This is a genomic window from Aquimarina sp. Aq107, assembly GCF_943733665.1.
Lineage (GTDB): Bacteria > Bacteroidota > Bacteroidia > Flavobacteriales > Flavobacteriaceae > Aquimarina.
Map to the genome: position 1 here is coordinate 4,397,917 of NZ_OX030782.1, position 12,324 is coordinate 4,410,240.

Here is a 12,324-nt window from a genome sequence, read left to right on the forward strand (position 1 = left end):
AGGATATGAAATTTAGCCACATATTTATAGACCGCCCCATTTTGGCAAGCGTTTTATCCATATTCATCATTTTGATAGGTGGATTGGCCTATTTTGGTCTTCCCTCTTCACAGTATCCCGATGTCGCACCGCCCACTATCAGTATAAACGCGGTATATCCTGGCGCCAATGCCGAAGTGGTTGCAAGTACAGTCGCTACTCCCCTCGAACAAGAGGTGAACGGTGTGGAAGGAATGCTCTACATGACATCTCAATCCACTAGTGATGGGGTTATGAGTTTGAACGTTACTTTTGATTTAGGGACGGATATTGACAAAGCACAAGTATTGGTGCAAAATAGGGTGGCTCAGGCCGAAGCACGTTTGCCATCACAAGTGAGGCAGTTAGGAATTACCACAAAAAAAGTATCTCCAGACTTGCTCATGGTAATCAATTTATTTTCGCCAGATGAAACCTTTGACCAGACATATATTGCTAACTATGCCGTACTTCAGCTAAGAGATAAAATAGCGCGTTTACAGGGAGTTGGAGACATAAGCCTTGTTGGGGCAAGTGCTTATTCTATGCGAATCTGGTTAAATCCTGACCGTATCGCCGCCTTGGATATTACTGCAGGAGAAATACTGAGCCGACTTCGAGGGCAAAACGAACAGATAGCTAGTGGTATTCTTAATCAATCCCCTACCTCCAATCAAAATGCTTTTGAACTAAGTATCCAAACCCAAGGTAGACTTCAGAATGTTGAGGAATTTGAAAACATTATTATAAAGACCGGAGCAGACGGCAGTATCGTCCGTTTGAAAGATATTGGACGTGTAGAAATAGGAGCAGAAAATTATGTTACTCGCGGACTCCTTGATGGAGACAAAGCTGTAGCTATGCCCATCTCTCAACGACCAGGTTCAAATGCCCTAGAAACTGCTGAAAATATTGTAGAGATGATGAAAGTTGCCTCAAAAGATTTTCCACCAGGATTAGCATATAAAATTGCCTACAATCCCACTGAATTTGTTGAAGAATCACTTAGTGAGGTAGGGCGCACCATTTTTGAAGCTATCGTATTAGTAATCCTTGTGATTCTTTTGTTTCTGCAATCTTGGAGGGCGGCCGTAATTCCCATAGTGGCAATTCCCATATCACTTATTGGAACATTTGGGGTTATGCAGGCGTTTGGTTTTTCACTTAATAATTTGTCTTTATTTGGTCTGGTACTCGCCATAGGTATTGTAGTCGATGATGCTATTGTGGTTGTCGAAAATATGGAAAGGCGCTTAGCCGAAGGGCTTTCCCCAAGAGATGCAGCTAGAAAGACCATGGACGAGGTTGGTGGAGCCTTGGTTGCCATTGGATTGGTACTAGTAGCGGTATTTCTACCTACCATGTTTCTTGAAGGTGTTTCTGGACAGTTTTACAAACAATTTGGACTCACTATTTCTGTAGCAACGGTAATCTCGGTATTTGTCTCACTAACTTTGAGTCCTGCGTTATCTCGATTATTATTAAAACCTCATAAAGAGGTTCAATTAAGCGAACATCAACCATGGTATAAAAATCCATTTTCATCCTTTGCTAAGGCTTTTAATCGAGGAATGGATACTTTATCTCAAAAGTATGGCAATACTGTAGGCAGTTTCATTCGCCGCTTCGTAATAGTATTGATGGTGTATTTAGGGCTGATGGGGCTAACAGGATATGAGTTTAACAAAGTTCCCACTGGCTTTATACCTGATTTAGACCAAGGGTACTATATTACCGTAATACAACTACCTCCTGGCGCTTCCCTATCCCGAACTGAAGAAGTGGTAAAAGAAACTTCAAATAGACTGTTGGAAATTGAAGGGATTGATAAGGCCATTGCTTTTTCTGGTTTTGATGGTGCCACATTCACAATAGCATCCAATTCTGCAGCTATTTTTTCCACCCTAAAGCCTTTTGAAGAAAGACATGACAAGGGTATTGAATATCAAGAACTATTGAACGAAGTAAGAATGAAAACTGGCAACAACCCCAATGCCAATATTTTTACAATTACGCCACCACCAGTAAGTGGTATTGGAAACGGAGGAGGTTTTAAATTAATGGTTCAGGACAAACAAAATATGGGGCCAAAAGCTTTGGCAGATGCTACTTTTCAACTGATGATAGCAGCAAATCAACACCCCAAGTTAAGCAATGTATTTACCGTTTTTAATGCCAATACACCACAACTATATTTGGATATAGATAGGGAAAAGGCAGAGAAATTAGGTGTGCCGGTTACAGAAGTGTTTAGAGCCTTGGAAATTTTTATCGGTTCGGCCTATGTCAATGATTTTAATTACCTAGGAAAGACATTTAGGGTTACTGCCCAAGCGGACGCTCCATATAGACTTACCCCTGACGATGTTGAGCGAATTCGGGTACGGAATATCTCGGGAGAGATGATTCCCTTAGGAACCGTGGTGAATTTTACCGATGTTGCAGGCCCGGCAAGGGTATTACGTTATAATCTGTATAATGCGGCAGCTCTTAATGGAGCTCCCGCAATTGGTGTTAGTTCGGGAGAAGCATTGGAAGCAATGGAACAATTGGCAAGCGAAGTGCTTCCACAAGGCTTTGATTATGAATGGACCGAGTTAGCATTGCAACAAAAAAAATCTTCCGGTACAGCTGGCATTGCTTTTGGTCTGGCCGTGCTATTTATATTTCTCTTGCTGGCAGCACAGTTTGAGAGTTGGTTGCTACCATTTTCAATCATCCTCATAGTACCAATGGGACTATTCTCTGCCATAATAGGCTTGGATATTTTTGGATTTGCCAATGATATTTTGACACAAATTGGAATGGTGGTTCTTATTGGATTGGCAAGTAAGAACGCTATTTTGATTGTGGAGTTTGCAAAGCAACAAGAGGACGAAGGGATGGAATTATATGCGGCGGCCAAAAAAGCGGCTACACTCCGTTTGAGGCCTATTTTAATGACCTCTTTTGCGTTTATACTAGGTGTCGTTCCATTACTATTGGCATCGGGAGCAGGGTCCGAAATGAGAAATTCCTTAGGTCTGGCAGTATTCATAGGGATGCTGGGTGTTACCTTTTTTGGGTTGTTATTTACGCCTGTATTCTATGTTGTTTCAAGAAAAATAGGACTGATTAAGTTCAGCAAAACAAAAAAGGAAGTTTCTCAAGATTATCCCGCACCATCCTCCGCAATATCTGAAAAAAACACCTAAACATGAAGAATTTACTAATCATAATAATTGCTTGTCATCTTTTAGTTTCCTGTGGAATTCAAAAGAGAAATTTTGAAGCACCAAAGATGAAACTGGAATTAGAAGAAGACTATCTGGTAGATAATGAAAATACTTCATTTCAAAATACCCAACCTATCATTACCTGGTGGGAGGAGTTTAAAGACCCCGTATTGGATAGCCTAATTTCAAAGGCACGTACAAACAATCTAGATATCACTACTGCCGTAGCCAATTTCTATGCTTCCAGAGCGGGTTTAAAAAGCACTAAATTCGACCGATTTCCCACTGTAGATGCAAATGGGAGTTTTATAAGACAAAGGCTTGGAGAAAATGTTTTTGTATCAGGCACGAATCCTACATTCAACCAATACAACGGTAGTTTTGATGCCTTTTGGGAACTGGATATCTTCGGAAGAGTAACTAATCGTATTCAAGGAGCTAAGGGACAGGAACAAGCTTCCCTTGCTGATATGCAATCTATATACCTTTCGATTTTTGCCGAAGTGGCCCGTAATTATATAGAGTTACGAGGAGCACAAAATCAATTAAAGATAGCCGAAAAGAACCTCGCAAGTCAGCAAGAAACCTTTATACTCACAACACGATTAACAGATGCTGGAACCAGTAATAGTTTAGACGTATCTCGAGCCAAGGCTCAATTAGAATCGACTAGAGCGACCATTCCACCGATAAATGCTTCAATAACTGCCACAATTAACAGACTTAGTGTTCTAGTGGGGAAAACTCCCGGAGCACTTAGAGACCTACTTGAAAATCAGCAACCTATTCCATCGTTGCCTGAATCCGTTCTTATAGGAAATGCAATGGACCTTATACAGAGGCGTCCAGATGTTTTTAAAGCAGAAAGTCTACTAGCACAACAAATAGCGCAGTACAATATCAGTGTAGCAGAGCTATATCCAAAAATTACTTTTGGAGGAGCAATTGGGTATTCTGCTATCGACCTAAGCAATTTTGGAAAAAAAACCCTCTTTTACGTGGAGTTTGGCTCCAACAATTAGTTGGGCTGCATTTAACCTAGGGCGCGTCAAAAATAATATTAATAGACAAGATGCGCTTACATTAGGCCTGATAAACCAATATGAACAAACGGTTCTATTGGCACTTGAAGAAATAAAAACTGCTCTAAGTAACTATACACTGGAATTGGAACGTCAGGCTATGTTACTAGAAGCAGCTTTAGCCAGTGAGCAAGCTGCAAAATTTGCTAAACAACGTTTTGAGGCAGGCCTTGACGACTTTTTAGATTATTTAAATGCCGAACGCATACTGTTATTGGCTGAAAATGAACTAGCCATTAGTCAGACCTTATCGGCTACCAATTTGATAGCGGTCTATAAGGCGCTTGGCGGGGGTTGGGAAATTATAAGTCCTGATGAAATTGACAAAAAATATGAAGGTTTGAAGCCTAATCAGAAGATTAAGGTTGATAATTAGTAAGAAATCAAATTGAACACAAAAAACAAAATAAAATGAAAAAAACAAGAATTCTATTTAGCTGCATATTGCTGTTATTATGTGTAGGAGTAAAAGGTCAAAATACTACATATGACAAACCAGAACCTTTTAAAATAAAAATTGCACAGGATAAATTGGAACGAGTGCTTACTCAGTTTAAAAATGCAAAATTCCCGGACAAACTGGCCTCTGGTGGTTGGGAACTAGGTACTAGTACAAATTTCATGAAAACGTTTCGGAATTATCTGTTGAACGATTATGATTGGCGCGATACGGAAGCCGCCCTTAACGCTTTCCCCCAATATCGCGTGGATATTGATGGCTATAAAGTTCATTACTATCATGTGAAGGGAGAAGGTAAAAACCCCACTCCTGTTATTATTACCCATGGATGGCCAGGGTCGGTATTTGAGTTTTTAAGTGTTATTGAACCTCTAACCAAACCCTCAAAATTTGGCGGAAACCCCGAAGATGCTCTTACCGTGGTCATACCTTCGGTACCTGGATTTGGTTGGTCGGAACTAGCGGAAAACAAGGTAATAGGCCCCAAGACCACTGCAGATATTTGGCAAAAATTAATGACAAAAGTACTTGGTTATCAAGAATTTGGAGCGCAAGGAGGCGATATAGGGTCGTTGATATCATCACAAATTGCAGCCCGTCATTCCTCCAATGTTCTGGGAGTGCATATGAATATTATTCCTTGGGATTGGAAGGCAGAGAAAGACAGAACGACAGAAGAACAAGCTTGGTTTGAAAATGGACAATCTTTCCAAAAGGCACAATTTGATTATTTCTTTATGCAATTACAGGAACCAACAACAGTGGCTTTTGCACTTCATGATAATCCGGTAGGAATTGCGTCTTGGATTCTTGATAAGGTCTACACATGGACTCATCATAATGGAGATGTAACCAAAGCCATATCAATGAATGACCTCGCCACTTTTGTGATGATTTATGCCCTGACCGATACTATAGATAGCTCTGTATGGTGGTATAATGGCATCTTTACCGAAAACGGAGGTATGTTTCATCCTACACCAGGACGCAAAGTAGATGTACCTACGGGATTTGCCAATTTTCCCAAAGACCTTAAAAATGCAATGCCGCCGCGCACATGGGTAGAAAACCAATACAATATTGTGCATTGGACCGTAATGCCCCGTGGAGGTCACTTCGCAGCTTTTGAAGAACCGGAACTATTTGCAAAAGATGTATTGGATTTTTTCAAAAAAAATCAAGTTAAGGATTGAGTAATAATCGATTTACGCTTCTTCAAAAATAAAACAGCGATTAGATATGAAAATAATAGTAAACGATGTAATCCGCAGAATTGGGATTGATAAAAGAAAGTATAAACAACATATATCTATTTTTTTGTTTCTAGTACTTATGTCCTTACAAGTGGCAGGGCAAGATAAGCCTAGAACAGAGTTAACTCATCTAACTAATGAGATTAGTGAACTGAACAATATTTTCAATGAAGCATTTGTAAAGAAGAATATTGAAGAACTATTGAGCAGGTATGACAAGGGGTTGATATTACTTCCCCCGAACGCGCCCAAAAGTATTGGTACAGAAGGAATCGAAACACTTTACAAGTATGTACTTGCGAATGATATTTCGTTGAAACACACAATAGAAGAAATCGAGTTTTCTGACGATTACTCTCAAGCTATTGTCATAGGCAATTACGAAACGAAAGGAGATAATTTTTATGACATTGGCACATATTTGTTTGTACTGAAACGTAAAAATAATACTTGGACAATCACCGTCGATATGTTCAATAGTGATAAACCAACAAAAGAGAAATAAGTTCAAGAAAGCAACGTGATTTTTGAAATTGGAAGCAGAGAATCATTTCGTCAAATTATTCAATAGAATCAAAATATAGACCATGGAAAGTAAACATATCATTATCGTAGGAGTAGGTCCTGGAATCAGCATGTCGGTCGCCAAAAAATTTGGAAAAGAAGGCTTCTCCATTTCACTAATATCTCGGTCTGCGGACAAATTGGTTGGTTATAGCCAGGAATTGTTTGCGCTTGGAATCAGAAATTCTGTATATGAAGCGAACAGCACTAACGATAAAATGCTGGAACACCAGATAAACATGGCCACTATTCAACACGGAGCACCAAAAATGGTACTGTACAATGCAGTTAAAGCCTCATCAGGCAATGCATTGGAATACGACATGGAAGCGTTTCAAAAAGATTTTGATGTGAACGTGCTGGGTGCCCTCAGAGTAGCCAAAATAGCATTAAAGAACATGGAGACCAATGGAGGGGGTAAAATTTTATTTACAGGAGGAGGTTTCGCCCATTATCCTGATAGTTCTTATGCTTCCTTAAGTATTGGAAAAGCAGCTTTGTTGACCTTGGTCAAGATACTTTCCCAGGAGGTGCATTCCAAAAACATTCAGATTGGCACCCTTACCATTATGGGATATGTGCAAGAAGGAACCTTCTATGATGCAGAAAATATTGCGGAGGCTTACTGGAACCTTTTCCATAAAAATTCAGAAGAATGGGAAGTAGAAACGCTTTATCATGAGAATTAGAAGAAATAGAGTCTTCTAACGATTACTCCCAAGTTGTTGTCATAGGCGTCTTCGAAGCGAGTGGGGACGATTTTCATGATAATGGTAAATATGTATTTGTGCTGAAACGTAAAAATGATACTTGGACAATTACAGTCGACATGTTCGAAAGTGATAAACCAACAAAAGAGAAATAAGTTTAAGAAAGGAATGTGAATTTTGAAATTATTAGAAAAGAATCCCAATCCGACCGACGAGGATATTAATGATTCTGTTACTAATTTATGCCGTTGCGGAACCTATACCATTGTGAAAAAGGCCATCCATGCAGCTGCTAAAACAATCGTAATTATATAAACACCTTATCTCTTATTTAATAAAAACCGTGACTAATGATTGAAATTAAAGACAAAAAAATAGTAATCGTAGGCGCTTCATCCGGAATTGGAAAAGAACTTGCCAAAATTTGTGTGGAGAAAGAAGCAATAGTTTATCTAATAAGCAGAACTGAAAGGAAACTTTTGAATTTGCAAAATGAATTAGGTGGAAGAACTTTTGTTCATGCTATGGATATGTTGGACGAACATTCAGTGAATGAAACTTTTAAGCAAATAGGTCAATTTGATTATATGACCGTTACAGCAGTTGCGGACGAAACCAAACTTTTCTCACCTATTAAGTCTATGCCTACAGAATTGGCGCAAAGAGGAATGGAAAAGTTTTGGGGCACATTTAATTGTTCGCGAGCAGCTGCAAACTACATTTCCGAAGATGGAGCAATGGTGCTAACATCAAGTGTAGCTATATTCAAACCTTCAAAAAATGCTTCAATTATGAATGCAGCAAGCGCAGCTGTGGCAGTGTTTGCAAAAGCTTTCGCACTTGAAATTGCACCGACCAGAGTAAATGTTGTTGCTCCTGGAGTTGTCGCAACTGGAGTCTGGACTGAGGAAGAAAAGGAAAGCTATAGAGATTGGGCAGCTAAAACTTTACCCGTCAAACATTTAGGAACACCCAAAGAACTGGCCTATGCTTACTATTCAATTCTGACTAATCCATATATGACTGGCGGAATTACAAATGTCGACGGAGGATTGACATTAGTTTAAAAAAGATGAAGACACGAGAAAAATTTTGAAAATACAAATGAGTTCGCATAATCTAGAAAACATAAAATGTACATAAGAAGAAATATTAAATGGAGTATAATTCTCAGGTTTGCCTGGAGGAATTTACTCTTATTCACCATTTGGTCGTCATTGGTAACGGTTGGATTTCTATATCTAAAAGCAAGAGGTATCAATATTGGCATACCCTTTTTGCCAATAAGTACAATAGGAATAGCGGTTGCCTTTTATGTAGGGTTTAAGAATAGTCAGTCGTACGACCGTTTTTGGGAAGGCAGGAAAATTTGGGGAGCTATTGTAAACTATAGTCGAACTTGGGCCAACCAAGTGCAGAGCTATGTCACTGATAAACATGCCTTAAAACCAACCTTAAATGAGGAACTTATGAAGATGCACAAAGAGCTAATTTATAGACATATAGCATGGATAAACGTGTTGCGTTTGCAATTGCGTAGCACGACAATCTTTGATAGAAAGAATATAACTTATGTTCCAAATTTCAAATTAAAGAATGATACCGATTATGCTAAGGAAATTGGTCAGTTTTTAGACTCCAAAGAACTGGAGGACTTAGTTTCTAAAACGAACTCTGCAACCCATTTACTTAGAAAACAAGGAGATGTTTTAAGAGAGATTACCGAAAAGAAAGGTTGGCTAGATGACTTTAGACATATGGATATGATGCATAGCATAGAGCAATTTTATAATTTTCAAGGCCAATGTGAACGTATAAAGAACACGCCATTTCCAAGGCAATACGCATATTTTAGTGCAGTTTTTGTTTGGATATTTATTATACTGCTTCCATTCGGTTTAGTACAAGCAATTGATAGTATGAATAATGGCCCTATTCTTTGGATTAACATTCCTATTTCTGTTTTAATCTCTTGGGTTTTTTACACTATTGAAGTTATTGGTGATAATAGCGAGGACCCTTTCGAAAATTACATTAATGATGTGCCAATGACTGCTATATGTCGCACTATCGAAATTGATTTACGAGAGCTATTGGGAGAAACTGATATACCAAAAAAGATTGAGCCGGTAAATGGTATTCTTCTTTAAAGGAACATACTTATTCCAAATACAGGTTCTTTTCCTCTAAGAAAATAATACCTATCAAGATATATTAATTCCTTTATCAATGTTTTTTAATTTGCACAGATTAGAATCTTCAACATCTGAAATGAGATTATCAAAATCAAAACCCAATTAGTTTTCCCATTTTAATTGTGATAAATTAACTCTGCTAGCTTTTGTACTTCTCTTGGTAGCCCATCCTCTGCATTAACTAAAATAGGTGTATTTGAAAGAAGAGATATGATGATATCCTCATCTGGATATATTATTAAAATAGCACCTGAAGAAGGTCCTTGCCCAACGTGGTACCATATTTTTTTCCCATTCACATCTTTTCCTATATACCATCCCAAACCATAAGGTGTTGGTTACTCGGATTTTGCTTTTCGCGAAAGCGGACTTCCTTCTTTTCTTCTGCATATTTCTTTTCTACAATCAGCGGTTTTTTGGTTGGTTCTTCTGTTTCAAACAGCGATTGAATCATAGCCACCGTAGGTTTGGTTTGTGTCTTTTCCACGTCTCGCATTATGGCAATGACCGCATTTATTCTTTTGAGTAATTTAGCTTCAATGGTACGTCCAGTTGGTCCTAATTTTTCCTTTGGCGAAATTTCATTGTAGAAGAAAAAATCGAGCATCGTGGACATTGCTTCGGTGTGCGATTTGAAGTAAGTGCGTGAGAAAGTTTGGAAACGTTTTGCGGTTTCCTTTTTAAATCTAATTCCAGTAAATGAGTCCATATTTCACCGATTTGTCGCAAAATCTTCCCTAAAAATGGGCGTTTCCAGCCCGTTTGTCGCAAATCGTTGATTGTCAAGAAATTATAATAAATTCAATTAACTGATTATCAGATAATTAAAAGCGAAAAGGAATCCGAAACATCGCGAAGCGTGTTACCCTCTTGCTATTCCTTTTCGTCCCGCTCGCGGGACAAAAATCCATACAATCCGGCTAAAAAGCCGATTGCCATTTTTAAGGAAAATGATTTTCCAGTATGTTATTTTTCGATTTGCAAGGATATCGGCGAAAGTCGAAAATTGGATAACCTTACTTTAATTTGTGTGCTGAATTTCAGCGAAATAAAGATACGTTTTTTTCTTGACTTCAAATTAAGTGCAAACAAAAAACACCTCTAAAACTCAGAGGTGTTCGATTTAAAAATTGACAAAATCATATATTGAAAACGTATGTATAGGAATATAGATTCCGAAGTGCTTCTTCCTCAATCATAGTATCAAAACAAGTGTAGTTTTCCTTTACGTATTTGCGAATAGCTTCGCCAAATTTTCGTTCCACATCTTTTTTAGAATTTTCTAAAAGTCGGTTTTGAGCCTCTTCGCTCAAGTCTGTAAAATTGAGATATACCATAGCCTTTAATTTTACAAAATTCCATTGTCAGCAAAACTGTAGTAATCGCCATCAGGTGCAAATATCAAATGGTCAAGAATTGTAATATCGAATAATTTTGATGCATTTTTAATCTTGGTCGTCAAGCTCTTGTCCGCATCACTAGGTTGCAATTTTCCGCTTGGGTGGTTGTGCGTTAAAATTATAGCTACTGATAGAGATTTTAAAATAACCGCAAACAATATTCGAAGGTCTATTGGTGTGCTCGTAATTCCGCCTTGTGAAAGTTGATACACCCCTTTTACCTTATTGCTATTATTTAACAATACAACCTTAAAGGTTTCTTGTATGCCTATTGTGTCTTTATCCCAATCTTCATAAAGTAATTCAGCTGCATCTTGTGAACTGCTAATTTTCTGCCACATTGAGGATTTCAACCCACCTTTGTAGCTTATTTTTATTTCGTTAACTTGTGCTTTCATTGTACATATAATTAAAGTGTGAATAATGAAAAAAGAGGGCGCATCTTTAGACGGTTACGCCCTCTTTAATTTTAGTTTACTTATCGCCTTTACTGCCAAGTAAAAGGATTTCATCGGCTACAACTTCTGTAACATAGCGCTGGTTGCCATCATCAGTCGTATATGTTCGGGTTTTTAGCTTTCCCGTAATCCCAACTTCCTTACCTTTTTCAACATACTTTTCTACTATTTCGGCAGTCTTGCCCCAGGCAACAATCGTATGCCAATTTGTATCTGTTTGCTTTTCGCCTTTGCTATCCTTGTAATACTCATTTGTGGCTAACGAAAAACGGGCTACTTTCTTTCCGCTTTCAAGATTCGTAATGGTTGGTTCTTGTCCAACATTTCCAATTAACTGTACGTGATTTCTAATAGTACTCATAATAAAATATTTAAGTGATTTATATTTCCCCTATTGATTTAAAACAGATTAAATTTTAAGGGGTGTTTGTTCTTTTCTTTCGTGCATCGCACAATGGATAGAGTGGGTTTTGTCAAGACTTTTAGGGTAAAATCAGGTGTGTTTGCGACGTAGTAAAATCCTTGGATTTTCAAGGAAGTAGAAACCTTATTTTTCACTAAAACTCGTATAGTCTTGATAAGTTCCATAAGGGCATTAGGAATTCTTTTAAACGCAGTTGCGTTTGAGCGTACCGGCAGTTAAGCGAAATAAGTAGCTGTGGTTAAATTAGAATTGGTTATGTCGTGCCTGTTTTTCGATGACCCGAAAAACAACAAAGGCTTTATCCATTATAACCCCCTTAAAATGTGTAAGACAGCGGTTTGATTTTTAAGGATTTCCGAGTGAGGGCTCAAGAAGACCGAACCGAAAATCCTGTCAAGAAAATTAAACCGATGGCTTTCCGATTAAAAAAGCGGACTTAATTCACGATTTTGGCTATGGAATGAAGTGTTCCTTACCAGCGTAGCGGTAAGGGTTAACGGAATGGAAAGTTAAAATTGTGGATTGTGTCTAAGACTTATGTAGTG

General features: G+C 38.2%; 14 protein-coding genes. 9 read left to right on the plus strand and 5 right to left on the minus strand.

Annotation, left to right across the window (positions count from 1 at the left end; translation table 11 throughout):
* The first annotated feature begins 5 nt into the window (after positions 1–5).
* From NMK29_RS18970 to NMK29_RS19005, 9 genes are all read left to right on the plus strand, one after another.
* Positions 6–3,212 (plus strand): efflux RND transporter permease subunit, encoded by a 3,207-nt coding sequence (locus tag NMK29_RS18970; RefSeq protein WP_108803206.1) that lies wholly within the window; start codon positions 6–8, stop codon positions 3,210–3,212.
* Between the two features lie 2 nt (positions 3,213–3,214).
* Positions 3,215–4,255 (plus strand): efflux transporter outer membrane subunit, encoded by a 1,041-nt coding sequence (locus tag NMK29_RS18975; protein WP_254097261.1) that lies wholly within the window; start codon positions 3,215–3,217, stop codon positions 4,253–4,255.
* A complete protein-coding gene (locus tag NMK29_RS18980) occupies positions 4,239–4,691 on the plus strand; it encodes a TolC family protein (protein WP_254097263.1) in 453 nt (150 codons plus the stop codon). Before NMK29_RS18975 ends, NMK29_RS18980 begins: the two co-directional genes overlap by 17 nt.
* Positions 4,692–4,726: 35 nt before the next feature.
* The gene (locus tag NMK29_RS18985) at positions 4,727–5,968 is read left to right on the plus strand and encodes an epoxide hydrolase family protein (protein WP_108803208.1); all 1,242 of its coding nucleotides are present in this window, start codon (positions 4,727–4,729) and stop codon (positions 5,966–5,968) included.
* A gap of 124 nt (positions 5,969–6,092) precedes the next feature.
* Positions 6,093–6,533: a nuclear transport factor 2 family protein gene (locus NMK29_RS18990; protein WP_159092197.1), complete on the plus strand. Its 441-nt coding sequence runs from the start codon at positions 6,093–6,095 to the stop codon at positions 6,531–6,533.
* Between the two features lie 82 nt (positions 6,534–6,615).
* Positions 6,616–7,281 (plus strand): SDR family NAD(P)-dependent oxidoreductase, encoded by a 666-nt coding sequence (locus NMK29_RS18995; RefSeq protein ID WP_108803210.1) that lies wholly within the window; start codon positions 6,616–6,618, stop codon positions 7,279–7,281.
* Positions 7,282–7,479: 198 nt separating this feature from the next.
* Positions 7,480–7,617, plus strand: a complete 138-nt coding sequence (locus NMK29_RS23900) for a 2Fe-2S iron-sulfur cluster-binding protein (RefSeq protein ID WP_369862929.1) — start codon at positions 7,480–7,482, stop codon at positions 7,615–7,617.
* 35 nt (positions 7,618–7,652) lie between these two features.
* The gene (locus NMK29_RS19000) at positions 7,653–8,369 is read left to right on the plus strand and encodes an SDR family oxidoreductase (RefSeq protein ID WP_199915040.1); all 717 of its coding nucleotides are present in this window, start codon (positions 7,653–7,655) and stop codon (positions 8,367–8,369) included.
* Positions 8,370–8,435: 66 nt separating this feature from the next.
* On the plus strand, positions 8,436–9,452 hold the full coding sequence (locus NMK29_RS19005) for a bestrophin family protein (RefSeq protein WP_108803212.1): 1,017 nt from the start codon (positions 8,436–8,438) through the stop codon (positions 9,450–9,452).
* 161 nt (positions 9,453–9,613) lie between these two features.
* Here NMK29_RS19005 and NMK29_RS19010 read toward each other — a convergent pair whose 3' ends face one another.
* The 5 genes from NMK29_RS19010 to NMK29_RS19030 all read right to left on the minus strand — a co-directional run bounded on the left by NMK29_RS19010 (position 9,614) and on the right by NMK29_RS19030 (position 11,716).
* A complete protein-coding gene (locus NMK29_RS19010) occupies positions 9,614–9,820 on the minus strand; it encodes a serine hydrolase (RefSeq protein WP_108803213.1) in 207 nt (68 codons plus the stop codon).
* A complete protein-coding gene (locus NMK29_RS19015) occupies positions 9,805–10,206 on the minus strand; it encodes a BfmA/BtgA family mobilization protein (protein WP_108803214.1) in 402 nt (133 codons plus the stop codon). The genes NMK29_RS19010 and NMK29_RS19015 overlap by 16 nt, the downstream gene beginning before the upstream one ends.
* 430 nt (positions 10,207–10,636) lie before the next feature.
* A complete protein-coding gene (locus NMK29_RS19020) occupies positions 10,637–10,834 on the minus strand; it encodes a hypothetical protein (protein ID WP_108803215.1) in 198 nt (65 codons plus the stop codon).
* Between the two features lie 11 nt (positions 10,835–10,845).
* Positions 10,846–11,295 carry a RadC family protein gene (locus tag NMK29_RS19025; RefSeq protein ID WP_108803216.1) on the minus strand — a complete coding sequence of 150 codons (450 nt, stop codon included), beginning with the start codon at positions 11,293–11,295 and terminating at the stop codon, positions 10,846–10,848.
* Between the two features lie 76 nt (positions 11,296–11,371).
* Positions 11,372–11,716 (minus strand): single-stranded DNA-binding protein, encoded by a 345-nt coding sequence (locus NMK29_RS19030; protein ID WP_108803217.1) that lies wholly within the window; start codon positions 11,714–11,716, stop codon positions 11,372–11,374.
* Between the last annotated feature and the right edge of the window lie 608 nt (positions 11,717–12,324).

What these genes read in the sequence shown, in the direction of transcription:
- NMK29_RS18970 (WP_108803206.1), top strand. Translation starts at nt 6, where the DNA reads ATGAAATTTAGCCACATATTTATAGACCGCCCCATTTTGGCAAGCGTT.
- NMK29_RS18975 (WP_254097261.1), top strand. Translation starts at nt 3,215, where the DNA reads ATGAAGAATTTACTAATCATAATAATTGCTTGTCATCTTTTAGTTTCC.
- NMK29_RS18985 (WP_108803208.1), top strand. Translation starts at nt 4,727, where the DNA reads ATGAAAAAAACAAGAATTCTATTTAGCTGCATATTGCTGTTATTATGT.
- NMK29_RS18995 (WP_108803210.1), top strand. Translation starts at nt 6,616, where the DNA reads ATGGAAAGTAAACATATCATTATCGTAGGAGTAGGTCCTGGAATCAGC.
- NMK29_RS19000 (WP_199915040.1), top strand. Translation starts at nt 7,653, where the DNA reads ATGATTGAAATTAAAGACAAAAAAATAGTAATCGTAGGCGCTTCATCC.
- NMK29_RS19005 (WP_108803212.1), top strand. Translation starts at nt 8,436, where the DNA reads ATGTACATAAGAAGAAATATTAAATGGAGTATAATTCTCAGGTTTGCC.
- NMK29_RS19015 (WP_108803214.1), bottom strand. Translation starts at nt 10,206, where the DNA reads ATGGACTCATTTACTGGAATTAGATTTAAAAAGGAAACCGCAAAACGT.
- NMK29_RS19020 (WP_108803215.1), bottom strand. Translation starts at nt 10,834, where the DNA reads ATGGTATATCTCAATTTTACAGACTTGAGCGAAGAGGCTCAAAACCGA.
- NMK29_RS19025 (WP_108803216.1), bottom strand. Translation starts at nt 11,295, where the DNA reads ATGAAAGCACAAGTTAACGAAATAAAAATAAGCTACAAAGGTGGGTTG.
- NMK29_RS19030 (WP_108803217.1), bottom strand. Translation starts at nt 11,716, where the DNA reads ATGAGTACTATTAGAAATCACGTACAGTTAATTGGAAATGTTGGACAA.